Raw genomic sequence first — 25,194 nt, 5'->3', positions numbered from 1 at the left:
GACGGTCGTGCCATGCTGCCGCTCACCTTCAGGGCGAGGAGCACAACGGATGGTCACGGTGATGGTTCGGGACGAGACGGCGACCGGCAGAGCCGTCGACAGCTGGCCGTTGACCGGCCTGCCGGAGCGCATCTCCGCGCGGGAGTTGGTCCGGCTGCGGGTCCGCGAGGAGGTGGCGCGGTTCAACGCCGAGCGGCCCCGGCACTTCCGGGGCCTGGTCCAGCCGACCGACACGGAGGCCACCCTGAACGGCTACCGGGTCGCCCCGGGCCGGCGACTCGACTGGGAGGCGCAGGCGGACCGGGCCTGCGCCGCGTTCGCCCACAACGGTTTCCTGCTGCTGGTCGGCGACCACCAGGTCGACGACCTCGACGAGGAGATCGACCTGCGAACCGACCCCGACGTGGCGTTCGTCCGGCTCATCGCGTTGGTGGGTGGCTGACATGGGTGCCTGGACGGCACTGCTCCCCCACCTGAGCGACGCGGACCGGCGGCAGGTGGAGACCGGTCTCGCCGAGGCCGACGAACGGATCCGCGCGGTGCTGCGCATCGCCAGCACCTACCACTGGGGATCCTCGGTGACGAACGTGCCCGAGTGGTCCACCGTGGAGTCGTGGTCGGCCGAGGAGCACCGCCGCGCCGCCCTGGCCCTGCACCGGGGATCGACGTCCGGGATGAGCGGGGTGATGCCCGATCTCGCCACCGAGGATGTCCACTTCACGCGGGCGGACCTGCTGTGGTGCCTGGACGTGGTCGCTCGCCGAGGCGGCGTCGACGACGGCACCGACCTGGAACTACCCGCCCTGATCGCGCCGCGCCTGACGGCCGCCGAGCTGGCCGACCTGGTGCCGGCGCTGTCCGCCCTGAGCAGCGAGCTGCTCGACGACCACTTCGTCACGGCGGCGACCCGACGGCGTACCGTCACGCTGCTCGGCCAGGCCATCGACCGCGCCACCGGCAGCCGCCTGCCGGCGTGGCTGCTGCACCACGGGGATACCTTCGGGCCCGCCGTCCGCGCCGACCTGGGGGGCGACCTCGTCGAGCCGGGCGTGCCGGAGCTGCTGGAGCACTGCGCCGCGCTGGACAAACCGGCGGCGACCGCGAAGTGGCTGCGTCGCCTCGACGAACTGCTCGTGGCCGCGCACGGCGGCCGGCAGGTCGTCCGCCGGCTCCTCGACGCGTTCACCGCCCACGGGCGGAGCGTGCACGACGACACGGACCGCCTCCTGCGCGGGCTGGTCTGGGCGCTGTCCCGCGAGCGTGACGAGCGGGCGACGGAGCTGCTGGCCCGGGCCACCACGAGCGCGGCGTCCGCGCCACGCCAGGCCGCCGGATTTCCGTACGCCTCGCGGACGGCGATCGCGGCGGTACGACTACTGGCCGACCGGGACGGCGACGTGCCGCTGCGTACGCTGGCCCGCCTCGCCGTGACGGTCCGCAACAAGGCCGTACGCAGCCGGGTCCAGACCGCGCTGACCCAGCTCGGGGCCCGGCGCGGCTGGTCGCTCAGCGAGGTCATGGAGCTGGCCGTCGATGACCACGGACTCGGACCGGACGGGCGGCTGACCCGGGCGGTCGGCCCGTACCAGGCGACGGTCGAGATCGTGGGCGAACGGGCACGCCTGGTCTTCGCCCGCGACGGGGCCACCCTCAAGGGCGTTCCGGCGCAGGTGAAGCAGTCCCACGAGGACGATCTCGCCGAGTTACGGAGCCTGGTCAAGCGGATCGGCGCGACGCTGGTCAGCGAGCGGCAACGCGTGGAAGGGCTGCTGTCCGAGGAGCGCGTCTGGTCGTACCCCGACTGGTCGTCGCGCTTGCTCGACCACCCGGTGACCGCGACCTACGGGCGGCGTCTGCTGTGGGAGGCCAGCGCCGACGGCCGGCGCTGGACGGCCGGTCTGCCCCGGCGCAACGGCGACGGGTGGGCGATCGTCGACCGGGACGGCCACGCCCTCGCCGACGGAGCGGTCCGGTTGTGGCATCCGGCCCGCGCGGACACGGCCGAGGTGCTGGCCTGGCGCGCGCACCTGGTCGCCGCCGGCCTGACGCAGCCGTTCAAACAGGCGTTCCGCGAGGTCTACCTGCGCACGCCGGCCGAGGAGAAGACGGAGACCTACTCGAACCGCTTCGCCGCGCACATCCTGCGCTACCGGCAGGCCAACGCCCTGCTGCGCGCCCGTGGCTGGCAGGCGGGCTACCTGGGCACGTGGGACGGCGGGTACGACAGCGAGGCCACCAAGGTCTTCGGCGGCGGCGCGTGGCAAGCGTCCTTCCACCATGCGCTCGTCGACGACCAGGAGGAGCGTCGCTACGACGTCGAGTACTGCGCGACCGACCAGGTGCGCTTCGCCCGGCACGACGGCAGGACGTGGCAACCGGCGCGCATCGTCGACGTGCCGCCGCTGGTGTTCACCGAGGCCATGCGCGACGTGGACCTGTTCGTCGGCGTCACCTCGATCGCCACCGATCCGCAGTGGGCCGACCGTGGTGAGGACCGGTTCTCCGCCTACTGGCACCGCACCGCGGTGGCCGAGCTGACCCCGTCCGCGCAGGTACGCCGGGACGCGCTCGCCCGGCTGCTGCCCCGGATGGCGATCGCCGACCGGGTGGACCTCGCCGAGCGGTACCTGCGGGTGCGGGGCAACCTGCGCGCGTACCGCATCCACCTCGGGTCGGGCAACATCATGATGGAGCCCGACGACAGGTACCTGTGCATCGTCGCCGCCCGCAGCCAGACCGGCCGTCTGCATCTGCCGTTCGACGACGACCCCATGCTCGCCACGATCCTGTCCAAGGCGATCATGCTGGCCGCCGACGACCGCATCACCGACCCCACCGTCCTGAGCCAACTCCGACCCACGGTGATCGGTTGATGCCGACCGAGAGAGTGGACTACCGGCGAAGGATCGCGGGTTGGTCGAGGGACACCCCGGTAAGGGTGTCTACGTGGCTGAAGCGGAGCAATCCGAATAGCCAATCCGGCCGGTTCAGGGCACGTCGATGACGATCTTGCCCGTGCTGGTGCCGGCCTCCACGACGGCGTGGGCGTCCGCGACGGTGTCCAGCGTGAACTGTCGGGGATCGACGATCGGCCGCAGCGCGCCCGCGTCGCCGAGGGCGCTGGCCTCGCGCAGGATCTCGCCGTGCGCGTCGCGTCCCTGACCGGTCAACAGTGGCAACAGGGTGAAGACGCCGGAGTAGCTGGCGCCCCGGAACGACAGCGGCGCCAGGCTGTGCGTACCCCAACCGAGCGCGCTCACGACGTGGCCGGTGTAGGTGCGCACGGCGGTGAAGGACTTGTCCAGGGTGGCGCCGCCGACGGTGTCGAAGACGACGTCGAAGCCCTCGCCGCCGGTGTGCGCGGCCACGTAGTCCTCGACCGCGGTGGCGTTGTAGTCGATCGGCGTCGCGCCGAGCCGCGCGATGGTCTCCAGGTTCCGGGGTGAACCGGTGGCGAAGACCTCCGCGCCCCGGGCGCGGGCGATCTGGATCGCGACCTGACCGACACCACCGGCCCCGCCGTGCACCAGGACCCGCTGGCCGGCGTGCACCTGCGCCCGGTGCACCAGCGCCTCCCAACTGGTGATGACGGCCAGCGGCAGCGCCGCCGCCTCGCGCAGGCTCCACGCCTTCGCGGTGCGGGCCAGCAGCCGGGCGTCGACGGCCGCGTACTCGGCGAGTGACCCCTGAACATCACCGACTCCGCCGGTGAGGCCGTACACCTCGTCACCCTCGGCGAAGCCGACGACGCCCGGGCCGACCTCCGCCACGACCCCGGCCAGGTCCAGGCCGAGGACGACGGGCGGATGGTTCCGGGCGTGCGGCGCCTTGCCCTCCCGGATCTTGGTGTCCAGGGGGTTGACGCCACTGGCCGCGATTCGGACGAGCACCTGCCCCGCGCCGGGGACCGGCGTGTCGACCTCCTCGACGACGAGCGGGCCGCCGAATTCGCTGAGCACTACCGCGCGCATGGCGCTACCTCACCTTTCCGTTCCTGATGAGCACGTTTCGGGTTCATGCCGTCTGGTGAGCGACCAGCGACCGGGCGGCGTTCTTCGCCTCGTGCACGACGACCCGGTCCTGCAGAAGGCGGCCCGAGGCCAACGCGCCGTCGATCAGGAGCCCGATCTGGCGGGCGAGGTCCGCCGGATCGCTCGCACCGGCTCGCCTGGTCAACTCGGTGAGCCACGTCTGGCGCCGCTCGATGTGCCGGATGGTGATGGCGCGGGCTTCCGAGTCCAACGATGCCTCCACGGCGGCGCTGACGAAGGGGCATCCGAAAAAGCCGTGTCGGTCGAACGCGTCCAGGAGGGCGTCGAAGAGGCCGATGAGCTGATCCGCCGGCCGGTCACCGGCGCGCTCGGCGGCCCGCTGCAACTGCGCCATCCACGAGTCGTCGGTACGCCGCAGGTAGGCGGCCACAAGTTCGTCCTTGGTACGGAAATGGACGTACAGCGTCGACTTGGCCACCCCGCTCTCGGCGATGACCTGTTCGATGCCGACGCCGCGCAGGCCGTGGGCGTAGAACAGGTCGGCGGCGGTGCTGAGGATCCGTTCCTCGGTAGTGGTCTTCCTGGTCTTCGTAGCCATGATCCCTCCCTTAATCGAACAGACTAGTCCGTTCGATTAAGGGAGCCCACATGAGCGCCGTCACACACCGTGACAGGCGTGGGTCAGGGCAGCAGGAGGATGTGCAGGCGGCGTGGACCGTGCACGCCCTCCACACGGATCAACTCGATGTCGCTGGTGGCCGACGGCCCGCTGATCCAGGTCAGCGGGCGCTGTGGCGTCAGCCGGGCCAGGGCCTCGGGCACGGTGGCCACGACCTGGTCGGCGCGGACCACGCAGACGTGCAGGTCCGGCAGCAGGCTGAGCACGCGGCGTCCCTGGTCGGGCGAGCCGTCGAGGACGACCGTGCCGGTCTCGGCGATCGCGACCGCGGCGGCGGTGACGACCCCGTCCGCCGCGCCGATCCGCGCGTGGTCGAGACCGTCGTCGGGCAGCGCGGTCACCGTCGGCGGCAGCCAGGCGGGGGCCAGACCCGGGGGTACGACGACCGTACCGCCCGCCGGCAGGATGTCGGCGATCGTGTCGGCGACGGCGGCCTCGGGAACCCGGTGCACCTGCGCCCGGTAGTCGGTCAGGCGCTGCGCCAACTGGTCGAGGTCCGCGTCGGCGGTCCGGCGGTAGTCGCGCGGCACCGGCACCGGATCGGCGGGACTGCCGGCGAGCGCGGCACGCAGCCGGCCGAGGACGAGGTCGCGGGAGGTCACCGGGCATCCCACCACTCGCGGAAGGTCTGCTCCGGCGGGTCGGGCAGGTCGCGGCTGGCGGTCCAGCCGTTCAGCGGCGGGGCAGGCCCCGGCCCCGCCGACCGGCGAACCGGCTCAGCCGGGCCGCGCGCTGCCCGGCCGCGAACAACCGGGGTCGGTCCATCGTGTACGCGGCGGCGGCCATCGCGATCGACTCGGCGGTGGGTCGCTGTCGCGCCTCGACGGCCTCGGCACGCAGGTGCACCAGCACCTCCGGAATGTTGATCTTCACGGGGCAGGCGTCGTAGCAGGCGCCGCAGAGCGTCGACGCGTACGGCAGGGACGCATTGTCCTCGATGCCGGTGAGCTGGGGAGACAGCACCGCCCCGATCGGACCGGGATACACCGACCCGTACGCGTGCCCGCCCGCGCGCTCGTACACCGGGCACACGTTGAGGCACGCCGAGCAGCGGATGCACCGCAACGCCTGCCGGCCCACCTCGTCGGCGAGCACCGCGCTGCGCCCGTTGTCCAGCAGGACCAGGTAGAACGCCTGCGGCCCGTCGCCCGGGGTGACGCCCGTCCACATCGAGGTGTACGGGTTCATCCGCTCCCCCGTCGACGCGCGCGGCAGGAGTTGGAGGAAGACCTCCAGGTCACGCCAGGTGGGCACCACCTTTTCCACGCCCATCACGGTGATGAGGGTTTCCGGCAGCGTCAGGCACATCCGGCCGTTGCCCTCGGACTCCACCACCGCGAGGGTGCCGGTCTCGGCGACGGCGAAGTTCGCGCCGGACACCGCCACCGGCGTACTCAGGAAGGTCTGGCGCAGGAACCGGCGCGCGGCGGCCGCCAGGGCCGCCGGGTCGTCGGTGAGCGCGGGGTCGACGCCGGGCATCTCGCGCAGGAAGATCTCCCGGATCTCGGCCCGGTTGCGGTGGATCGCGGGTACCAGGATGTGGCTCGGCCGGTCGTCGCCGAGCTGCACGATCAGCTCCGCGAGGTCGGTCTCGACGGCGGTGATCCCCGCCGCCTCCAGGGCCTCGTTGAGCCCGATCTCCTGGGTCGCCATCGACTTGACCTTGATGACGCGGTCCGCGCCGGTCGCCTGGACGAGGTCGGTGACGATGCGGTTGGCCTCGATCGCGTCCGCCGCCCAGTGCACCACGCCGCCCGCCTCGACGACCTTCGCTTCGAGCTGTTCCAGCAGCTCGGGCAGGCGGTGCAGGGTGTCGGTCTTGATGGCCGCGCCGGCCGCGCGCAACTGCTCCCAGTCGGTCTGCTCGGCGATCACCGATCCGGACTTGGTCCGGATCGTCGTCGTCGCGTGCCGCAGGTTCCGCCGCAGCTGCGGGTCGGCCAGGCTGCGCCGCGCGGCGGTCGGGAACGACTCGTCGCCGCGCAGGTGCCCCACGCCGCCCGGCGCGGTCGTCGGCATCCCGAGGAACGTGCGGCGGGTCACGACCGGACCGCCGCTGCGCCGCTGGTCTCCGTCGACGCCAGGATCTCGGCCAGGTGCACGGTACGCACGCCGGTGCGCAGCCGGGACAGTCCACCGCCGATGTGCATGAGGCAGGACACGTCACCGGCGGCGCACACGTCGGCGCCGGTGTCCAGCACGTGGCGCATCTTGTCCGCCAGCATCGCCGTGGACGTCTCCGGGTTCTTCACGGCGAACGTGCCGCCGAAGCCGCAGCACTGCTCCGCCGCCGGCAACTCGACCAGGTCGAGGCCGCGCACCTCACGCAGCAACTGTCGCGGCCGGTCGCCGACCCGCAGCATCCGCAGTGAGTGGCAGGTCGGATGGTAGGTGACCCGGTGCGGGTAGTACGCGCCCACGTCGGTCACCCCGAGCACGTCCACGAGCAGCTCCGACAACTCGTACGTCCGCGCGGCCACCGACTCGGCCCGGTCGGCCAAGCCCTCGTCGCCCGCGTGCCGGGCCACCATCGCGTGCTGGTGCCGGACCGACCCGACGCAGGAGCCCGACGGCGCGACGATCACGTCGTACGGATCGAAGGTACGCACGTGGCGGCGCACCAGCGGCACGGCCTCGCGCCGGTAGCCGGTGTTGACGTGCATCTGCCCGCAGCAGGTCTGCTCGGTCGGGAAGACGACCTCGTGGCCGAGCCGTTCCAGCAGCCGTACGGTCGCCGTGGCCGCCTGCGGGAACATGGTGTCGGCCAGGCAGGTCACGAAGAGCGCGATCCGCACGGCACACCCCCGCCCGTCGTCACGGTCGGACCCGCAGGTGGGTGACCCCACCGTCGACGTCCAACACCGTACCCGTGGTCGATGCCGACCGGGGTGACGCGAGGTAGAGGATCGCGTTGGCGACCTCCTCTGGGGTGACCAGCCGTCCGATGGGTTGGCGGGCCCGCAGCGCGGCCCGCTCGGCCGCCGGGTCGTCCGCCTGCGCGAGCAGCCGCCCCACCCACGGCGTGTCCGCCGTGCCGGGGCAGACGCAGTTGAACCGGATGCCCTCGCGGACGTGGTCGGTGGCCATGGCGAGGGTCAGCGACAGCACGGCGCCCTTGCTGGCCGAGTAGAGCGCGCGGCCCGGCAGGCCGTTGAGCGCCGCGATGGACGAGATGTTGACGACCGACGCGTGCTCCGAGCGGCGCAGCCAGGGCAGCGCGGCGCTGACCACCCGGGCCATGCCGACCACGTTGACGTCGAGCACCCGGCGCCACTCGTCGTCGCCCTGGTCGGCGACGGTTCCGGTCGCGCCGATGCCGGCGTTGTTGACCACCACGTCCAGGCCGCCGAGCACGCTGGCCGCCTCGGCGACCGCCGCCTCCACCGACGCCCGGCTCGACACGTCGGCGGTGATGCCGGCGATGCCGTCGTCAAGCCCGCTCGGGTCGAGGTCGAGGACGGCCACCCGGGCGCCCCGGGCGCTCAACTCCACGGCGGTGGCGCGTCCGATGCCGGACGAGCCGCCCGTGACGATCGCGGCCAGCCCGGCGAACTCCGCGGTCATGCGACGGCCAGCGTCTGGCGTGCCCGACCCAGGCCGGCGACCTCCAGCTCCACCACGTCACCGGCGCGCAGGTACGGGTGATCCGGAAGACCCAGCGCCACCCCGGCCGGCGTTCCCGTGTTGATGACGTCGCCCGGGTACAGAACCATGAACTGACTCAGGTACCACAGCACGTGCGCCACCGGGAAGATCATGTTGGCGGTGGACCCGTCCTGGCGGAGCACACCGTTCACCCAGAGGCGCAGCGCGAGCGACTGCGGATCGTCGACCTCGTCGGCGGGCACGAGACTCGGCCCCAGCGGGTTGAAGGTCTCGCAGCTCTTGCCCTTGTCCCACTGGCCGCCGCGCTCCAACTGGAAGGCGCGCTCGGAGACGTCGTGTGACACCGCGTACCCGGCGACGTGGCGCAGGGCCTGCTCCGGAGACTCGGCGTACCGGATGGTCGTTCCGACGACGACCGCGAGTTCGACCTCCCAGTCGGTCTTGGTCGAGCCACGGGGGACGAGGACGTCGTCGTACGGCCCGACGATGGTCATCGGGTCCTTCATGAAGACGACCGGCTCGGCGGGCAGCGCCGCGCCCGTCTCCGCCGCGTGGTCGCGGTAGTTGAGTCCGATGCAGACGATCTTCGCCGGACGCGCCACCGGGGCGCCCACCCGCAGCGACGCGGCCCCGGGCAGCTCGGGCAGCTCGCCCCGGTCGAGCGCGCCGCGCGTCCGCGCGATCCCGTCCGACGCCCAGAACGCCCCGTCCAGGTCAGCGGTGAGCGGCCGCAGGTCGAAGGTCGTACCGTCGTGCTGGACGACCGGGATCTCCTGGCCGCTCGGGCCGAGGCGCTGGAAGTTCATCTCACCCTCCTCTGTGTCCGGGCTGACTCGCGGGGGTGGCGGACACCACCGCATTCAACACCGACACGCCTCGCCGCCCGCACGGCGGGATCACCTCGGTCGGCGGACTGGGACGCGGCCACCGCGCCGCACGCGCCGCGTCGGCGGTGTGGCGCGATGATCCGGGTCGCCTCAGCGCCGGACGGCACCGGCCGGCGTCAGCGCGGCGGATTGTCCCGGCGGGAGGGGAACGGGGTGCCGGGCTGCCCGAGGGTGGAGCGGGCGCGCAGCCCGACCGGGTCCGGGGCGGCTGCCGGCGCGACCGGGGTGGGCTCCGGGGTCCGGCGCGCGTCCAGGTACGCGGCGGCAGCCAGGTCGTCGTCGGTGGGCGCGGCGAGCAGGGCGTAGAGCAGCCCGACCACGCCGAAGATCACCGCCACGACGATCGGCACCAGCAGGGCGCTCACCCCGGCACCGGTCACTCCGCCCGAGCGCTCGTGCAGGTGCACCGAGAGGGCGCTCATGCCGGTGAAGTGCATGCCGTTCACCGCGACGCCCATGACCAGCGCGGAGGCGAAGATCGCCAGCCCGCGCCGGACGGTCATCGCGAGCCACAGGGCCACGGTCGCGGCGACGACGGCGATGACCACGGAGAGGACGACCCGGATGGTGTCGTAGCCGAGGCTGCCGTTGAGGCGCATCGCCGCCATGCCGGTGTAGTGCATGGCGGCGACCCCGGCGCCGGTGAACACGCCGCCGGCGATGAGGCGTACCGGGTTCAGCCGGCCGGTGCCGACGATGGCCAGGCCGATGCCGACGGCGACCACCGCGATGGCGGTGCTGGCGGCGGTCAGTGGCACGTCGTACCGGATGCGGGTGCCGTCGACGGCGAAGCCGAGCATGGCCATGAAGTGCATGGCCCAGATGGCGGTGCCGCCGAGCGCCCAGGCGGCCAGCAGGCCCCACCAGGCGCGCTGGCGGGCGGTACGGGCCGTGCGGATGCGTCCGGCGCAGACGAGCCCCAGGACCGACCCGAGCACCGACAGCGCGTAGCTCAGCGCGGGCGTGATCCACCCGTACTCAAAGTGATTGATGTCCGCCACGGCGATGTCTCTCCCCACTCGTTACCGGCGCGTATGCACAGCGCCGGGGCAATGATCAGGGGTGCTCCGAGCAGGCGCAATAGCACCCCCGGGCTATTCGTGGGGTGCCGTCACGGTGACCGTCTGATGCGTCGATTCATCGGGACGGTTGACCGAAAGTGATCATCAAGCCGAGGTGTGGTACGCCAGCACTCCCCGGTTGATGGCCGCAATGGCCTGCCGGGCCGTGGAACGCAGCTCCGGCGAGGCGCCGCCGGAGTCGGAAAGTTGACCAAGAAGGTCGACCACCTGCCGCGCCCACCGGACGAAGTCGCCGGCCGGCATCTCGCCGTCGATCTCGTGCCCGCTGCCGAGCACCTTCGCCAGGGCCTCGCCCCGGGCCCACCGGTAGACCGGCCAGGCGAAGCCCAGATCCGGCTCGCGGGTCGCGGTCAGGCCACGGGCGGCCTCGTCGGCCTCGATCTCGCCCCACAGCTTCAGCGTCTCGTCCACCGCGTCGGAGACCGGGCCGCGCGGCAGGGACGCCCGCTCGTCGACGTCGCGGCGCGCCTCGAAGACCACCACGGACACCGCGGCGGCCAGCTCGGCCGGGGAGAGCCCGTCCCACACGCGTCGACGCAGGCACTCGGCGACCAGCAGATCCGCCTCGGTCCAGATCCGGCCGAGCATCCGACCGGCGTCGGTGACCGCGCCGTCGCGGCCGAGGTACCCGCGCTCGGTCAGCAGCGCGACGATCCGGTCGAACGTCCGGGCGAGGGAGCCGGTACGCCCGGAGACCCGCTCGCGCAGCTCCTCGGTGTCCCGTTCGAGACGACGGCGGCGCTCCGCCCAGCGGGCGTGCTCCTCCCGCTCCGGGCAGGCGTGACAGGGGTGGTTACGCAGCTCGGTACGGAGCTGGCTGAGCCGGTGGTCCTCGCCCGGCGTCTGCCGGGAGCGGCCACCTCGGCGGCCGCCGTGCCGGTCCAGGCCGGTGCCGCTGACCTCGGCGGCCAGATCCCGCCGAGCCCCAGGCGAGCGGTGGTTGAAGTGCTTGGGCACCCGGATCCGGGCCAACACCTCGGCGGGCGTGGTGAAGTCGCCCGGGCTGACCCGCCCCGCCCAGCGGTCCTGGGTGAGCACCAGCGGACGGGGTTCGCCGAACCCGCCGGTCGCCGGGTCCAGCACGACGGCCAGACCGGCCCGTCGGCCCGACGGCACCCGGATCACATCGCCGATACGCAGCCGCTCCAACGACGCCACCGCCGCGGCCTTGCGCTGGGTCTGCCCCTGCCGGGCGATGGCCTTCTCCCGGTCGGCGATCGCCACCCGCAGCGCGAAGTACTCGTCGAAGTCGCCGTGGTGGCAGGCGGCCTCCGCGCCGTACGCCTCGATGGTCTCGGTGTTGCGCTGCACCTGCCGCGCCAGGCCGACCACCGACCGGTCGGCCTGGAACTGGGCGAACGAGGACTCCAGCAGCGCCCGGGCGGGCTCCGCGCCGACCGAGCCGACCAGGTTCACCGCCATGTTGTACGACGGCCGGAAGCTGGACCGCAGCGGATAGGTGCGGGTGGAGGCGAGCCCGGCCACGTGGCGCGGATCGGTCTCCGGGGACCACACCACCACGGCGTGCCCCTCGACGTCGATGCCCCGTCGGCCGGCGCGGCCGGTGAGCTGGGTGTACTCCCCCGGGGTCAGGTCGACGTGCGCCTCGCCGTTGTACTTGACGAGGCGTTCCAGCACCACGCAGCGCGCCGGCATGTTGATGCCCAGCGCGAGGGTCTCGGTGGCGAAGACCGCCTTGACCAGGCCCCGGACGAACAACTCCTCGACGACCTCCTTGAACACCGGCAGCATGCCGGCGTGGTGGGCGGCGAGGCCGCGCTCCAGCCCGTCCAGCCACTCCCAGTAGCCCAGCACCGTCAGGTCCTCGCCGGGGATGGCGGTGACCCGGGACTCGACCACCCGGCGGATCTCGGCGCGCTCCTCGGGCGAGGTGAGCCGCAGCCCGGCCGCCAGGCACTGCTGCACGGCGGCGGCGCAGCCCGCGCGGCTGAAGATGAACAGGATGGCCGGCAGCAGGCCCTCGCGGTCGAGCCGGTCCACGATGTCCGGGCGGATCGGGCCGCGCCAGCGCGGACCTCGGCGTCCGGAGCCCGGCCCGGCGCTGCGCCCCTCCCCCAGCTCCAGGCGACGCATCGTGTCGCGGGTGTAGCGCAGCAGCTCCGGGTGCACGTCGTGCTTGCGGGCGGCGTCGGCGTCGTGGAACAGGTCGAACATCCGCTTGCCGACCAGCATGTGCTGCCACAGCGGCACCGGCCGGTGCTCGCTGACCACCACGGCGGTCTCGCCGCGCACGGTGACCAGCCAGTCGGCGAACTCCTCGGCGTTCGACACGGTCGCCGACAACGAGACCAGGGTGACCGACTCCGGCAGGTGGATGATTACCTCTTCCCACACGCCGCCGCGGAACCGGTCGGCGAGGTAGTGCACCTCGTCCATCACCACGTAGGCGAGCCCCTGCAAGGTGCTGGAGCCCGCGTAGAGCATGTTGCGCAGCACCTCGGTGGTCATCACCACCACGGGCGCGTCGCCGTTGATCGCGTTGTCGCCGGTCAACAGGCCGACCTGCTCGGCGCCGTACCGGTCGACGAGGTCGTGGTACTTCTGGTTGGACAGCGCCTTGATCGGCGTCGTGTAGAAGCACTTGCGGCGGGCCGTCGGCGGTGTCGCGCCGCCGGCCGCCGGCGGGTCGTCGGGCCGCCCCCGCAGAGCCAGGTGTACGGCGAACTCGCCGACCACGGTCTTGCCGGCGCCGGTCGGGGCGCACACCAGCACACCGCTGCCCCGCTCCAACGACTGACACGCCTCGCGCTGGAAGTCGTCGAGGTCGAACCCCAGGTCCAGGGCGAACTCGTCCAGCGCCGGAAACTCGGAGGCCTGCGCGGCCCGGCGGCGCGCCGCGGCGTACCGCTCGGCGGGGCTCGACATGGCACCAAGATTAGTGCGTGCCGGCACAGTGCACCCCACAAGGCCGTCCGGCAGGGCTGTCGGCGAGGGTCGGTAGGGTGCACGGCGTGCCGGACCATGCCGAACCGCCCCAGACCACTCCGCCGGGCAGCGCCACCGCCCGCCGGACGTCCCGACGGCCCGTGAAGGCGGTGCTCTTCGACTTCCACGGCACCCTGGCCCAGGTGGAGGAGCCTCGGCAGTGGGTGCTGGAGGCCGCGGCGGCGTGCGGGGTCACCCTGGACCGGGTCCGCGCCACCTCGCTGGCCGACCGCCTGCTGACCGCCGGCCGCGCGGGCGGCCCGCTACCGGCCCGGGTTCCGCCCCGACTGGCCGAGCTGTGGGCCGACCGGGACCTCTACCCGCACGCCCACCGGGGCGCGTACACGGGGCTGGCCGAGACCGTGGACGCCGGCATCGAGGGGTTGGCCGACGCGCTCTACGAACGGCTGCTCCTCGCCGAGGGCTGGGTGCCCTACCCGGACACGGCCCCCACGCTGGCCGCGCTGCGCGACGCCGGCGTACGCGTCGCGGTGGTCAGCAACATCGGTTTCGACCTGCGCCCGCACTTCGACGCCTGGGGGTTGACCGACCTCGTCGACGCGTTCGTGCTGTCGTACGAGGTGGGGCGCTGCAAGCCCGACCCGGCGATCTTCTGGCGCGCGTGCGGGCTACTGGGCGTCGACCCGGAGCAGACGCTGATGGTCGGCGACAGCCCGGCCGACGCGGGCGCGGTGGCCGCCGGCTGCGCGGTGCTGGTGCTGCCGGCCGCCGAGCCGGGCCGGGAGAACGGGCTGGGCGCGGTCCTGGACCTGGCCCTGCCCGCCTGATCCCGGGCTGATCCGCGTCGAGGCCGCCCGCGCGTCCCGGGAGCCGACCGCCTAGCGTCAGGGCCGTGACGGACACCCTCCTGCCTGCGTCGACACCGACCGACGCGCCCCCACAGCGGCACGGTGGTGTCCTCGCCGTGGGGCTGGTGCTCGGCGGGGCGCTGTCGGTCCAGTTCGGGTCCGCCGTCGCCGCGCTGCTCTTTCCGCGCACCGGCGTGGCCGGGGCGGTCACCCTGCGGCTGACGATCTCGGCGGTGTTGCTGCTCGTCGTGTGCCGGCCGCGACTGCGCGGGCACGACCGCTCGGCCTGGCTCGCCGTCGGCGCGTTCGGGCTGGCCCTGGCCGGCATGAACTCGCTGTTCTACCAGGCCATCGAACGCATCCCGCTCGGACCGACGGTGACGCTTGAGGTGCTCGGTCCCCTCGCTCTGTCCGTGTTCACCGCCCGCCGGTTGGCGAGCTGGTGCTGGGCGGGGCTCGCGCTGGCCGGGGTGGCGCTGCTCGGGCAGGGCGGCTTCGACCGGCTCAACCCGGCCGGGGTGGCGTTCGCGTTCGGCGCGGGCACGATGTGGGCCGCGTACATCGTGCTCAGCGCCCGCGTCGGCGGCCGGTTCCCCGGCGCGGACGGGCTCGCCCTCGCGCTCACCCTGGCCGCGCTGGTCACCCTGCCGCTGGGCATCGCCGACGGCGGCGCCGTCCTGCTCGACCCCCAGGTGCTCGCGTTCGGCGCGGCCCTGGCGGTGCTCGCCTCCGGCCTGCCGTACACCCTGGAACTGCTGGCGCTGCGCCGGATGCCCACCGCCACCTTCGCGGTGCTGATGAGTCTCGGCCCGGCCGTCGCCACCCTCGCCGGCTGGCTGGTGCTGCGCCAGGCGCTGACCCTGACCGAATGCGTCGCCATCGTGCTGGTGATCGCCGCCAGCATCGGCGCGGTACGGGTCAGCGCAGCAGTCGCAGGGCCCCGGGCACCGCGGTGATCGTCACCGGGAGGCCGAGCGAGCGTTCCCCGTCGGCGTACGTGACGATCCCGTCGGCGGCCAACTCCACCGTACGGGCCCGGTAGCTGCTCACCACCGGGTGCTCGACGTGGGTGCCCTGGTAGATGTGCGGCTTCACCCGGATCATCGTGCGCCGGTCGGCCCGGCCGGCCACCACCACGTCCAGCAGCCCGTCGGTCGGGTCGGCGTCGGGGCAGATCCGCATCCCACCGCCGTACGACGGGCAGTTGCCCACCGCCACCAGCACCGAGTCCATCTCGTGCAGCACCCCGTCGAGGCGCATCGTGTAGCGCCGCGGCTTCAGGCGGGCCATCTCGATCAGGATCGCCAGGTCGTACCGGCGGGGGCCGCGCGGCCACCGCATCCGGTTGGCCCGCTCGTTGACGATCGCGTCGAAGCCCGCCGCGAGGACGGCCCCGTACCAGCGTTGCTCGCCGTCGACGCCCGTCATCCGGGCCAGGTCGACCTCGCGGCTCCGACCGTCCCGCAGCGCCTCGGCGATCACCTCCACGGCGGCGACGGGATCGGCGGGAAAGCCGGTGTCGATCGCGAAGTCGTTGCCGGTGCCGGCGGGCACCGGTCCGAACGGGATGTCGGTGCCGGCCACGGCTTGCAGCGCCCGGTGCACGGTGCCGTCCCCGCCGATCGCGACCAGTGCGCCCGCGCCCTCGGCGACCGCCGTGCGACAGGCCACCTCCGCCTCATCGGGGGTGGACGCCGACAGCACCGTCACCGGCCGGCCGGCTGCAGAGCCCGACGCCGTCCCCGGCCGGCCGTCGGGTTGGCGAGCACGGCCACCGGGCCAGCGGCCGACGCGGCGTCCTCCGCCGGTCCGGGCCGAAACTCTTTCACGGTCACGGCCAGCACCGTACTCGTCGTACATCTGATGTTCATCGTGCGGAGGTAGCGCTCCCAGCCCACCGGGCGGCTCGATTCGGGCGACGGCGGACACCGCGACGCCGCCCCCACGTGGCGGGGACGGCGTCGGCTGGCTCTGGCGGCGCGGGGCCGTCAGGTCATGTCGTCGTAACGGCGTTCGATCGGCGCCGGCTTCGCGATCGGCTCCGGAGCGCCGATCGGCGCGGTCGCGTCGACCCGCTGCCCGGCCACGACCGGGTCCGTGTCGAACTCCAGCGGCGAGACCTCGTCGTCGTCGAGACCGGCGTAGACCTCCTTGCCGCGACCCCGCCGCTTGTCGTTGATGAACGCGACGCCCACCGCGCCGAAGTAGAGCGCGGAGAGGCAGACCGCCAGGGCGGTCATCCCGAACGGGTCGGGAGTGGGGGTGACCACGGCGGAGAACGCGAAGAACACGAAGATCGCCACCCGCCACCAGCTCAGCAGCCGCTTCGCGCTGGCCAGGCCGACGAAGTTGAGCATCAGCACGATCAGCGGGAACTCGAACGCCACCCCGAACAGCAGGATCAGGTTGGTGACGAAGGAGATGTACCGGGTGACTTCCAGCGTGGTCGAGATGTCGTCGCCGGACACGTTCATCAGGAACTCGAGGCCCTTGGCGGTGACGAAGAAGGCCAACACCGCGCCGGCGGCGAACAGCGGCGCCGCCAGGGCCGTGAACGCGTACGCGTAGCGCCGCTCGTGCCGGTGCAGCCCGGGCGCGATGAACGCCCAGAGCTGGTAGAGCCAGATCGGCGCCGCGATGATCAGGCCCACCCAGAGGCCGATCTTCAGGTTCAGCAGGAAGAGGTCCGCCGGGCCGAGCTGGACGAACAGGCACTTGCCGGACGCGTCCTTCGACCCCGGCAGGTCGCAGTACGGCTGCGACAGCAAATGCCGCACCGGCTCGGCCAGCCAGATGCCGAAGCCGAAACCGACCAGGATCGCCAGCGAGGCGCGGAACAGACGGTTGCGCAGCTCACGGACGTGCTCGATGAGCGTCATCGAGCCGTCGGCGGCCCGCTCGAACGTGCTCGGGCCGCGCTTACGCAGGGCGAAGGCCACGGTGCGAAGGCCCTTCGGTCAGTTGTCGCGGACGCGGTGCACCGGGTCGACGACCGGCTGCTGCGCCGGCGCCTGCTGGTACGGCGGCTGCTGCGGCTGCCCGGCGTACGGCGCCTGCTGCCCCGCGTACGGCGCCTGCTGCCCGGCGTGCGGCGGCAGCGGCTGGTAGCCGGCCTGCGCGTCGGCCTTCTCGGCGAGGTCGCGGTCGTCGTCCTGCAGGCTCTTGGTCTCGGCCTTGATGATCCGCAGCGAGCGACCCAGCGAGCGGGCCGCGTCGGGAAGCCGCTTCGCGCCGAAGAGCAGGATCAGCACAACCACGAGAACGGCGATGTGCCACGGCTTGAGGGCACCCATGAGAAGCTCCAGTCGCTCTGTGTCCGGGGGGTGGTACGCAGCCCATCGTACGTGCGGATCGGTGCGATGCCACCCGCCGGGTGGTGGTGGTCCGGCCCGGCCGGTGAAGTCTTGACCAACGCGCGATGATCCGTCAACCACCTGGGCCGACGGCGCGGTCAGCCGCGCTTGGCCTTGATCAGCTCAAGGCGCTGCTGGGCGGTGTCGAGCTGGCGTTGGACGCCCTCGGCGCGCTGCTGCAACGCCTCCGCGGTCTCCCGCAGGGCCTCCGCCTCCCCGGCCCGGCGCTGCAACGCCTCGGCGGCACGGCGCAGCTTGGGCAGCCGGGCCAGCACCGGGCGCACGGCCAGCGCGAGCACCACGAGCGGGAGCAGCACCAGCGCGAGCACGATCCAGATCAGCACGCCGGCCAGCCTACTGGGTGCGGCCGGCCACCGCCGGATCGCCCGACGGCGCGCCGGGGGCCACGGCCGCGCGCTCGTCCTCGGGCAGCCGCGTCACCGGCGCGGGCACCGCGTACGCGTCGAGCGCGGCGGACGCGGTCGCCCGGACCTGCTCGGCCAGCTCGACGGGGGCGACCACGGTGACGTCCGGGCCGAGGCCGAGCACGAATCGTCGCGCCCAGCCCAGGTCGGTCACGCGCAGCGAGACGAGCCACTGGTCACCGTCGCCGGCCTCGACCCGCTCGCACGGGTAGTACTCGGTGATCCACCGTTCGCCGCGCCCGATCCGCAGGGTGATCAGCGGCAGGTCGGGCGACGGCCGGAAGACCCCCTCGGTGCGGTCGTGCGGGACGGCCTGCGGCGGAACGGCGGCCGGCTCGTCCAGCTCGGTGATCGCGTCGATCCGGTCGGCACGGAACAGCCGCACCGCCTCCGCGCGCCGGCACCACGCCTCCACGTACGCCCGACCGCCGACCATCAGCATCCGCAGCGGGTCGATCACCCGCTCGGTGGTCTCGTCCCGGGCCGCCGTGTAGTAGGTGATCCGCAGCGCCCGGCCGCCCTCCACGGCGGCGCGCAGCGCCTCGACCCGCCGGGTGTCCCCGGGGAGCCGGACCGCGACCGGCGCGCCCACGAGGTCACCGGCGGCGTCCTCGATCTTGGCGAGGGCCCGTTCGATGGCGTCCCGGTTGGCGACGCCGGGGGTCTCGGCGAGCATCCGCAGCGCCACCACGAGCGCGAGGGCCTCGTCGGGGGTGAGCCGCAGCGGCCGGTCGATGCCGGCGTCGTAGGTGATGGTCACCCGGTCACCGTCGAACGCCATGTCGATCAGATCGCCGGGGCCGTAACCGGGCAGCCCGCACACCCACAGCAGCTCCAGGTCCTCGCGGAGCTGCCGTTCGGTGACACCCAGGTCACCGGCCGCCTCGGCGACCTCGATGCCCGGTCGGGCCAGCAGGTAGGGCACCAGGTTGAGCAGGCGGGCCAACCGGTCCGCCGAGGTCTTGGAACCGCCACGGGCGGCCGGGCGGGTCACCGGGCACCCCCGGAGACCGCCAGCTCGTCGTGGCGGACCGCGATCTCCTTGAGCCGCTGGATGACCGCCTCGCGGACCTCCGGTGGGTCGAGCACGCGTACGTCCGGCCCGTAGCCGACGAGGTGGCCGGCCAGACCGTCCGGGTCGGCGTACGGCAGGACCAGGTGGTCGCCGTCCGGCCCGGCGGTCACCTCGACCGCCCAGCGACGCAGGCCGGCGGCCCGGCCGGGCGCGGCCAGCACGGTCGCCCGGCCGGTGCGCTCCACCGGCCCGGACCAGCGGGCCACGTGACTGATCAGGTCTTCTCCCAGCGGCGGCTCGTAGGCGCCGGACGCGCCGGTCACCCGGACCGCGCCGACCACCCGGGAGAGTCGGAAGCAGCGGGTGGCGTCCCGGTCGAGGTCGTGGCCGACCACGTACCACCGGCCCCGCCAGCAGACCACGCCCCACGGTTGGAGCCGGCGGCGGCTGGGGGCGTCCCGGTCGGGTACCCGGTAGTCGAAGCCCACCTCCCGGCGGTCCCGCGCGGCGGCGGTCAGCGGCGCGAACGCCGGGTCGACGGTGACCATCGGCTCCAGGCCGAGGGTGGCCTGCGGGTCGACGTCCACCCCGGCGGCGCGCAGCTTGGCCAGCCCGGAGGACGCGGCGGCGGCCAGCCCGGCGTGCTGCCACAGGCGGGCGGCGATGCCGACGGCGGCGGCCTCGTCCGGTTCGAGGGGTATGTCGGGCAACGCGTACTCGCGGTGGGCGATGCGGTAGCCGGGCTCGGCGTCGAAGACGCTGGCCGTGCCGGTCTCCAGGGGGACGCCCAACTCGCGCAGCTCGGCCTTGTCCCGCTCGAACTTGCGCTGGAACGCCTCGTGGTCGCGCGCGTCGTCGGGATCGTGCTCGTAGCCGGGCACGGTCGCGGCGATCTGCGCGGCGGTCAGGAACCGTCGCGTGGACAGCAGGCAGATCACCAGGTTGACCAGGCGTTCGGTGCGGGTCCGCGACACGCGGTAGACGCTAGCAGCCGACGCGCCCGCATCGTGCACCCACGCGGGGCGTGCCGCACACTTGTTCGGATCGGGTCCTCCCCCGGCGCGCCGCCGCCCACCGCCATAGGGTTCTCCTCATGTCGCAAGCCGGGATGAAGACCGAGAGCGAGAGCGTCGGCACCGTGGTCGTCGCGGGCGTCGCCAACCTCGCCATCGCGGTCGCCAAGCTGGTCGCCGGGCTGATCTCCGGCTCGGCCGCGATGCTGTCCGAGGCGGCGCACTCGGTCGCCGACACCACCACCGAGGTGCTGCTGTTCCAGGCGCTGCGCCGGGGGGCCCGGCCGGCCGACAAACGGCACCCCTTCGGGTACGGCAAGGAGAGCTACGTCTGGGCGTTCTTCGCCGCGATGTTCACCTTCGTGGCCGGCGCCGGTTTCGCCGTCACCCACGGCGTCACCACGATCCTCGTGCACGAGCACAGCGGCGACTACCTCGTCTCGTACATCGTGCTGGCGGTCTCGTTCGTCATCGAGTCGATCTCGCTGGCACGGGCCGTCCGGCAGGTCCGGCGCGAGTCCGAGCGCTGGCAGACCACCCCGCGACGGTTCCTGCGGCTCACCGCCGACACCACCGTCAAGGCCGTCTTCCTGGAGGACAGCGCGGCCCTGATCGGCCTGGTGCTCGCGGGCCTCGGCGTCGGCCTGTCGCACGCCACCGGCGACGAGGTGTGGGACGGCGTCGCGTCGATCCTCATCGGCCTGCTGCTGCTGACCGTCGCCGGGATCCTCGCCGGCAACAACCTGTCGCTGCTGGTCGGCCGGGCCGTGCCGGAACGGCTGCGCCGCGAGATCGAGCAGGAGCTGGCCGAACTGCCCGAGGTGGAACGCATTGACACCCTGCTGACCATGCAGCTCGGCCCGGACGACATCCTCGTCGCCGCGAAGGTCGACTTCCGCGACGAGGCCACCGGCGCGCAGATCGAGGCCGCCGCCGACGAGGCCGAACGGCGGCTCACCGAGCGGTACCCGGAGATCCGGTTCGTCTTCCTCGACCCGACCCGCTCACTGCCGGGCGCCACCGGCACCGCCCGGCACACCCAGGCCGCGCCGCCCGCCTCCCCAGGCGACGAGCGGACCTGAACCCGAGCGGCGTCGCACCCGGTCGCGGTCCGCCGCGCCCGCGCGGCTAGCGTGCCCGTCATGGTGCGATGGCGTACGGGGACGGTGGCGGCGCTGCGACGGCAGTGGACCGGAGCGGTGGAACTCGACGTCGACCTGCCCGACGGCACGCGCATGCGGGCGCTGGCCTATCCCGAGCTGGTCGGCACGCCCGAGCCCGGCGACCGGGTGCTCCTCAACGCCGGCGCGCTGCTGATGGGGCTGGGCACCGGCGGGTACGCCCTCGTGGTGGCGGTGCCGGACCGACTGCCCCCGGACCCGCCGGACGCCGGCGACACCCGCGACGCCGGGCACCTCGTCAAGGCCCGCTACACGCCGTTGCAGCCGATCCTGCTCGGCGTCGACGAGGAGGCGTCCCCGCACCGGGCCGTGCTGGCCGACGCCGACGACCTGGGCGGCCTGCCCGTGGTCACCGCCGACCTGCACTCGGCGTTGCCGGCGATCCTGGCCGGCATCCGGGCCGACGCTCCGGGGCGCGGGTCGCGTACCTGCTCACCGACGGTGGCGCGCTGCCCGCCTGGTTCTCCCGCACCCTGGCCGGGCTGCGCGACGAGCTGGCCGGGACGATCACCGTCGGGCAGGCGTTCGGCGGCGACCTGGAGGCCACCACCCTGCACGGCGGTCTGCTCGCCGCCCGCCACGTGCTGAACGCGGACGTGGCGATCGTGGCGCAGGGCCCCGGCAACCTGGGCACCGGCACCCGGTGGGGATTCTCCGGCGTCGCCGTCGGTGAGGCGGTCAACGCGATCGCCACGCTCGGCGGGCGGCCGGTCGGCTCGCTGCGCATCTCCGACGCCGACCCCCGCCCCCGGCACAACGGCGTGTCGCACCACAGCCTCACCGCGTACGGCCGGGTGGCGCTCGCCCCGGCGGAGCTGGTGGTGCCCGACGACCTGGACCCGGCACTCGCGGCCGAGGTCGACGCGGCCCTGGCGCCGCTGGCGGCCCGCCACCGGATCGTGCGGGTGCCCACCGCCGGCCTCGACGCCGCGCTGCGCGCCAGCCCCGTCCCCCTGTCCACCATGGGCCGCACCCTGGACGCCGACCACGTCTACTTCCTGGCAGCAGCAGCCGCCGGCCGCCAAGCCACAACCCACCTCCCCTAACCCCCCACCCCCACCCCCAGCCCTGGTGATCAAGAGGTTTGCGTCAGAATCCGGCGCGATTTTGACGCAAACCTCTTGATCACCGGGACCGATCGGGTGGGGGTCAGCGGATGACCGGGCGTTGGTCTCGGGGTAGGGCCTCGATGAGTTCTCTCGGCAGGTTGAGAGTCGCCGCGCTGACCTCGGGCGGGGTGTTCGCCATCCACTGGGTCAGCGAGACGGACTCGAACCGGGGCTTACGGAACATCTCCAGGAACACCAGCGGCTCGGTGCCGAGGTTCTCGATGTAGTGGCCGTAGGCGAACGGCACGTACCCGACGTCGCCGGCGCGCATGTCGAAGGTGCCGGCCACACCGGAGCTGGCGAACACGCCCATCCGGCCGTGACCGGACAGGTAGTACTGCCACTCGTCGTCGGTGGGGTGCCAGTGCAGTTCCCGCATCCCGCCCGGATCCACCTCGACCAACGCGGCGCAGATCGTGGTGGCCGCGGCGAACTGGGTGACGTCGGCGATGCGGACCTGCCCGCCCGGGAACCGCTGCGGCTTCTGGGCGAGCAGCCGGTGGCTGAGGGTGCGGGGCACGTCCCCGGTCGGGCTGACGACCCGGTCCTGGTCCAACGGCGGCGGCACCTGGCCGGCGAAGATGTACTTCTCGCGCTCGGGGATCGTGTCGAGCTGATCGAGCCGCCACCCGAAGTTCTTGGCCAGCACGTCCTTCGGGGTGTGCGCGAAGAAGTCGCTGATCAGGAAGGTGCCGTTCTCGGTGAACGCGCCGTCGTCGAAGACCAGCAGGAACTCCACACCCTCGTCGAGCGCCTGGATGTGGTGCGGCACCCCCTGCGGAAAGAACCACAGGTCACCGGCGCGTACGTCGTCGAGGAAGTTGCGGCCCTCCTGGTCGACGGCACTGATCCGGGCGCTGCCCCGCGACACGTACGCCCACTCGGACTGCTTGTGCCAGTGCATCTCCCGGTACCCGCCCGGTTCCAGCGCCATGTCCACGCCACTGAGCTCGGTGGCGATGGGCAACTCCCGTACGGTCACCTCCCGGGTCCATCCGCCGCGCTGCACCCGGGTGTGCGCGTCCGAAAAGGAGAACCGCAGGTTCGGCAGCGTGCCCGCGTCCGTGCTCGGTGGGGTCAACAGATCGGGGTTCTGCCGGTCGCGGACCACGTCACGTGGCCCGGGGTCCACCCAGCCCCCACCGTCGCGTTCCGGCTGGGGCACCGTCGGGTCGTTCATGATCGCCTCCCGCGTCGTCGCGTCCTGGCGCCGCCGGCACGCTGGGCGGCAGGACGGCCCGCGACGGCGACGGCCAGCGGATACCCGGCGGTACGACCCGGCCGGGCCAACCCCTGGCCCCGACGGGTCAGCACGCCGGACAGCGGGCGACGGCGCGGGGCGAGGATCACCGGACAACGGGCGACGGGGCGGGGCAGGGATCACCGGACATCACGCGCGAGCGCGCGGGGCGGATCAGGAGAGGAAGATCAGGGCGAGCCAGCCGCCCACGATGAGCGCCAGCGCCACGGCCAGTACCCAGGTCGGCACGGTGTACTCACCACGCCGGTTGCGATCGATCTCGGCGCGGATCTTCTCCCGCCGGCGCTCGACCCAGTTCTGCCGCGCGCCGCCGCGCTCGGAGGGTTCGGATGGTCCAGAAGTCGTCATGGCGCGCCCAGCCTACCGGTTGCGCCGGCCCCGTCGGCGTACACCACCGTCGGGGCCGGCGGTCCCGTCACATGCTGGCGATCAGCCGCTCCACCCGCTCGTCGTACGCCCGGAACGGGTCCTTGCAGAGCACGGTGCGCTGCGCCTGGTCGTTGAGCTTCAGGTGCACCCAGTCGACGGTGAAGTCGCGCCGCTTCTCCTGGGCGTGCCGGATGAACTCGCCGCGCAGCCGCGCCCGGGTGGTCTGCGGCGGGGTCTCCTTGGCCTCGAAGATCTCCGGGTCGGTGGCGACCCGGTCCACCTCGCCGCGGCGCTCCAACAGCCCGTAGAGGCCCCGGCCACGGCGCACGTCGTGGTACGCCAGGTCCATCTGCGCCACCCGGGGGTGCGACAGCGGCAGGTCGTGCTTGCGCTGGTACCGCTCGATCAGCCGCAGCTTGCTGACCCAGTCGATCTCCCGCGAGACCGGCTCCAGGTCACCGCTCTCCACGGCGTTGAGCACCCGGCCCCACAACTCGACCACCCGCTTGGCGGCCTGGTCGCCGCCGCGCCGCTCGACGAACTCGGTGGCCTTGGCCAGGTACTCCTGCTGGATGTCCAGCGCGCTCACCTCCTTGCCGGAGGCCAGGCGCACCTTGCGGCGGCCGGTGATGTCGTGCGACACCTCGCGGATCGCCCGGATCGGGTTCTCCAGCGACAGGTCCCGCATGACCACGCCGGCCTCGATCATCCGCAGCACGATGTCGGCCGTGCCGACCTTGAGCAGCGTGGTGACCTCGTTCATGTTCGAGTCACCGACGATGACGTGCAGGCGCCGGTAGCGCTCGGCGTCGGCGTGCGGCTCGTCGCGGGTGTTGATGATCGGTCGGCTGCGGGTCGTCGCCGAGGAGACGCCCTCCCAGATGTGCTCGGCCCGCTGCGACAGGCAGTAGACCGCGCCGCGTGGCGTCTGCAGGACCTTGCCGGCACCGCAGATCAACTGCCGGGTGACCAGGAACGGGATGAGTACGTCGGCGAGCCGGCCGAACTCCCCGTGCCGGGAGACCAGGTAGTTCTCGTGGCAGCCGTACGAGTTGCCGGCCGAGTCGGTGTTGTTCTTGAACAGGTAGATCTCACCTGCGATGCCCTCGTCGTGCAGCCGCTTCTCCGCGTCGACGAGCAGCCCCTCCAGGATCCGCTCGCCGGCCCGGTCGTGGGCCACCAGGTCGGTCACCGAGTCGCACTCCGGTGTCGCGTACTCCGGGTGCGACCCGACGTCCAGGTAGAGACGGGCCCCGTTGCGCAGGAAAACGTTGCTCGACCGACCCCAGGACACGACGCGCCGGAACAGATACCGCGCGACCTCGTCCGGGGACAGCCTGCGCTGCCCGCGATAGGTGCAGGTGACGCCGTACTCGGTCTCGAGGCCGAAGATTCGCCGCTCCATGATGAGACATTAGCCGCCCGGAGGCCCGGTTCGTCACTGTCACACCACAGGTCGTGCCCGAG

The 25,194-nt window shown here is 73.0% G+C and carries 21 protein-coding genes and 3 pseudogenes; 6 read left to right on the top strand and 18 right to left on the bottom strand.

Annotated features, from left to right (window positions below):
• Nucleotides 1-49 precede the first annotated feature (49 nt).
• Both ACQP0N_RS15750 and ACQP0N_RS15745 read left to right on the top strand, forming a co-directional pair.
• Entirely contained in the window at nt 50-442 is a 393-nt protein-coding gene (locus tag ACQP0N_RS15750) for a hypothetical protein (RefSeq protein ID WP_433121096.1), read from the top strand.
• Between the two features lies 1 nt (nt 443).
• The gene (locus tag ACQP0N_RS15745) at nt 444-2,873 is read left to right on the top strand and encodes a DUF4132 domain-containing protein (protein WP_433121644.1); all 2,430 of its coding nucleotides are present in this window, start codon (nt 444-446) and stop codon (nt 2,871-2,873) included.
• 114 nt (nt 2,874-2,987) lie between these two features.
• Here the strand turns inward: ACQP0N_RS15745 and ACQP0N_RS15740 are convergent, their stop codons facing one another.
• The 9 genes and pseudogenes from ACQP0N_RS15740 to ACQP0N_RS15700 form a co-directional block, all read right to left on the bottom strand.
• Nucleotides 2,988-3,971, bottom strand: a complete 984-nt coding sequence (locus tag ACQP0N_RS15740; protein WP_433121094.1) for a zinc-dependent alcohol dehydrogenase family protein — start codon at nt 3,969-3,971, stop codon at nt 2,988-2,990.
• 43 nt (nt 3,972-4,014) lie between these two features.
• Nucleotides 4,015-4,590, bottom strand: coding sequence for a TetR/AcrR family transcriptional regulator (locus ACQP0N_RS15735; RefSeq protein ID WP_433121092.1), 576 nt, complete (start codon nt 4,588-4,590; stop codon nt 4,015-4,017).
• 83 nt (nt 4,591-4,673) lie between these two features.
• Nucleotides 4,674-5,273 (bottom strand): LutC/YkgG family protein, encoded by a 600-nt coding sequence (locus tag ACQP0N_RS15730; RefSeq protein ID WP_433121089.1) that lies wholly within the window; start codon nt 5,271-5,273, stop codon nt 4,674-4,676.
• Nucleotides 5,270-6,690: pseudogene (locus ACQP0N_RS15725) on the bottom strand (LutB/LldF family L-lactate oxidation iron-sulfur protein). The gene ACQP0N_RS15730 and the pseudogene ACQP0N_RS15725 overlap by 4 nt, the downstream one beginning before the upstream one ends.
• Before the next feature lie 20 nt (nt 6,691-6,710).
• Nucleotides 6,711-7,466, bottom strand: coding sequence for a (Fe-S)-binding protein (locus ACQP0N_RS15720; protein ID WP_433121087.1), 756 nt, complete (start codon nt 7,464-7,466; stop codon nt 6,711-6,713).
• Between the two features lie 19 nt (nt 7,467-7,485).
• A complete protein-coding gene (locus ACQP0N_RS15715; RefSeq protein ID WP_433121085.1) occupies nt 7,486-8,235 on the bottom strand; it encodes an SDR family NAD(P)-dependent oxidoreductase in 750 nt (249 codons plus the stop codon).
• Nucleotides 8,232-9,083 (bottom strand): fumarylacetoacetate hydrolase family protein, encoded by an 852-nt coding sequence (locus ACQP0N_RS15710; protein WP_433121083.1) that lies wholly within the window; start codon nt 9,081-9,083, stop codon nt 8,232-8,234. Before ACQP0N_RS15710 ends, ACQP0N_RS15715 begins: the two co-directional genes overlap by 4 nt.
• Before the next feature lie 197 nt (nt 9,084-9,280).
• A complete protein-coding gene (locus ACQP0N_RS15705) occupies nt 9,281-10,165 on the bottom strand; it encodes an MHYT domain-containing protein (protein WP_433121081.1) in 885 nt (294 codons plus the stop codon).
• Nucleotides 10,166-10,330: 165 nt separating this feature from the next.
• The gene (locus tag ACQP0N_RS15700) at nt 10,331-13,132 is read right to left on the bottom strand and encodes a DEAD/DEAH box helicase (RefSeq protein ID WP_433121079.1); all 2,802 of its coding nucleotides are present in this window, start codon (nt 13,130-13,132) and stop codon (nt 10,331-10,333) included.
• 86 nt (nt 13,133-13,218) lie between these two features.
• On the opposite strand from ACQP0N_RS15700, the gene ACQP0N_RS15695 reads away from it, so the two are divergent.
• A complete protein-coding gene (locus tag ACQP0N_RS15695) occupies nt 13,219-13,980 on the top strand; it encodes an HAD family hydrolase (RefSeq protein WP_433121077.1) in 762 nt (253 codons plus the stop codon).
• A 65-nt stretch (nt 13,981-14,045) separates the two neighbouring features.
• Nucleotides 14,046-14,957 carry an EamA family transporter gene (locus ACQP0N_RS15690; protein WP_433121075.1) on the top strand — a complete coding sequence of 304 codons (912 nt, stop codon included), beginning with the start codon at nt 14,046-14,048 and terminating at the stop codon, nt 14,955-14,957.
• Here ACQP0N_RS15690 and ACQP0N_RS15685 read toward each other — a convergent pair.
• The 6 genes and pseudogenes from ACQP0N_RS15685 to ACQP0N_RS15660 all read right to left on the bottom strand — a co-directional run bounded on the left by ACQP0N_RS15685 (nt 14,920) and on the right by ACQP0N_RS15660 (nt 19,768).
• A pseudogene (locus tag ACQP0N_RS15685) lies at nt 14,920-15,845 on the bottom strand (diacylglycerol kinase family protein). The gene ACQP0N_RS15690 and the pseudogene ACQP0N_RS15685 sit on opposite strands and share 38 nt — an antisense overlap.
• 144 nt (nt 15,846-15,989) lie before the next feature.
• Nucleotides 15,990-16,940: a twin-arginine translocase subunit TatC gene (gene tatC / locus ACQP0N_RS15680; RefSeq protein ID WP_433121073.1), complete on the bottom strand. Its 951-nt coding sequence runs from the start codon at nt 16,938-16,940 to the stop codon at nt 15,990-15,992.
• Between the two features lie 18 nt (nt 16,941-16,958).
• A complete protein-coding gene (tatA, locus tag ACQP0N_RS15675; protein WP_433121071.1) occupies nt 16,959-17,294 on the bottom strand; it encodes a Sec-independent protein translocase subunit TatA in 336 nt (111 codons plus the stop codon).
• A 158-nt stretch (nt 17,295-17,452) separates the two neighbouring features.
• Nucleotides 17,453-17,698 (bottom strand): hypothetical protein, encoded by a 246-nt coding sequence (locus ACQP0N_RS15670; RefSeq protein WP_433121069.1) that lies wholly within the window; start codon nt 17,696-17,698, stop codon nt 17,453-17,455.
• A 10-nt stretch (nt 17,699-17,708) separates the two neighbouring features.
• Complete coding sequence (locus ACQP0N_RS15665) at nt 17,709-18,773, bottom strand: helix-turn-helix transcriptional regulator (RefSeq protein WP_433121067.1); 1,065 nt, start codon at nt 18,771-18,773, stop codon at nt 17,709-17,711.
• Nucleotides 18,770-19,768, bottom strand: coding sequence for a helix-turn-helix transcriptional regulator (locus tag ACQP0N_RS15660; RefSeq protein ID WP_355053033.1), 999 nt, complete (start codon nt 19,766-19,768; stop codon nt 18,770-18,772). The genes ACQP0N_RS15665 and ACQP0N_RS15660 overlap by 4 nt, the downstream gene beginning before the upstream one ends.
• A 119-nt stretch (nt 19,769-19,887) precedes the next feature.
• On the opposite strand from ACQP0N_RS15660, the gene ACQP0N_RS15655 reads away from it, so the two are divergent.
• Nucleotides 19,888-20,889 (top strand): cation diffusion facilitator family transporter, encoded by a 1,002-nt coding sequence (locus ACQP0N_RS15655; RefSeq protein ID WP_433121065.1) that lies wholly within the window; start codon nt 19,888-19,890, stop codon nt 20,887-20,889.
• Nucleotides 20,890-20,949: 60 nt separating this feature from the next.
• Nucleotides 20,950-22,034: pseudogene (locus ACQP0N_RS15650) on the top strand (DUF3866 family protein).
• Between the two features lie 103 nt (nt 22,035-22,137).
• Here ACQP0N_RS15650 and ACQP0N_RS15645 read toward each other — a convergent pair.
• The 3 genes from ACQP0N_RS15645 to pafA form a co-directional block, all read right to left on the bottom strand.
• Nucleotides 22,138-23,277, bottom strand: a complete 1,140-nt coding sequence (locus tag ACQP0N_RS15645) for an oxalate decarboxylase family bicupin (RefSeq protein WP_433121063.1) — start codon at nt 23,275-23,277, stop codon at nt 22,138-22,140.
• 234 nt (nt 23,278-23,511) lie between these two features.
• Nucleotides 23,512-23,706, bottom strand: coding sequence for a hypothetical protein (locus ACQP0N_RS15640; protein WP_355053029.1), 195 nt, complete (start codon nt 23,704-23,706; stop codon nt 23,512-23,514).
• Nucleotides 23,707-23,773: 67 nt separating this feature from the next.
• Nucleotides 23,774-25,132, bottom strand: a complete 1,359-nt coding sequence (gene pafA / locus ACQP0N_RS15635; protein ID WP_234581936.1) for a Pup--protein ligase — start codon at nt 25,130-25,132, stop codon at nt 23,774-23,776.
• Between the last annotated feature and the right edge of the window lie 62 nt (nt 25,133-25,194).

It is taken from the genome of Micromonospora sp. CA-246542 (assembly GCF_050942905.1).
Classification (GTDB): Bacteria; Actinomycetota; Actinomycetes; order Mycobacteriales; family Micromonosporaceae; genus Micromonospora.
The sequence above is the reverse complement of the archived record's forward strand: the minus strand, read 5'-3'. Positions and strand labels throughout refer to the sequence as shown.

Excerpts from the sequence above, each read along its gene's own strand:
- ACQP0N_RS15750 (WP_433121096.1), top strand. The coding sequence starts at position 50 with ATGGTCACGGTGATGGTTCGGGACGAGACGGCGACCGGCAGAGCCGTC.
- ACQP0N_RS15745 (WP_433121644.1), top strand. The coding sequence starts at position 444 with ATGGGTGCCTGGACGGCACTGCTCCCCCACCTGAGCGACGCGGACCGG.
- ACQP0N_RS15740 (WP_433121094.1), bottom strand. The coding sequence starts at position 3,971 with ATGCGCGCGGTAGTGCTCAGCGAATTCGGCGGCCCGCTCGTCGTCGAG.
- ACQP0N_RS15735 (WP_433121092.1), bottom strand. The coding sequence starts at position 4,590 with ATGGCTACGAAGACCAGGAAGACCACTACCGAGGAACGGATCCTCAGC.
- ACQP0N_RS15715 (WP_433121085.1), bottom strand. The coding sequence starts at position 8,235 with ATGACCGCGGAGTTCGCCGGGCTGGCCGCGATCGTCACGGGCGGCTCG.
- ACQP0N_RS15710 (WP_433121083.1), bottom strand. The coding sequence starts at position 9,083 with ATGAACTTCCAGCGCCTCGGCCCGAGCGGCCAGGAGATCCCGGTCGTC.
- ACQP0N_RS15700 (WP_433121079.1), bottom strand. The coding sequence starts at position 13,132 with ATGTCGAGCCCCGCCGAGCGGTACGCCGCGGCGCGCCGCCGGGCCGCG.
- tatA (WP_433121071.1), bottom strand. The coding sequence starts at position 17,294 with ATGGGTGCCCTCAAGCCGTGGCACATCGCCGTTCTCGTGGTTGTGCTG.
- ACQP0N_RS15655 (WP_433121065.1), top strand. The coding sequence starts at position 19,888 with ATGTCGCAAGCCGGGATGAAGACCGAGAGCGAGAGCGTCGGCACCGTG.
- ACQP0N_RS15645 (WP_433121063.1), bottom strand. The coding sequence starts at position 23,277 with ATGAACGACCCGACGGTGCCCCAGCCGGAACGCGACGGTGGGGGCTGG.
- ACQP0N_RS15640 (WP_355053029.1), bottom strand. The coding sequence starts at position 23,706 with ATGACGACTTCTGGACCATCCGAACCCTCCGAGCGCGGCGGCGCGCGG.
- pafA (WP_234581936.1), bottom strand. The coding sequence starts at position 25,132 with ATGGAGCGGCGAATCTTCGGCCTCGAGACCGAGTACGGCGTCACCTGC.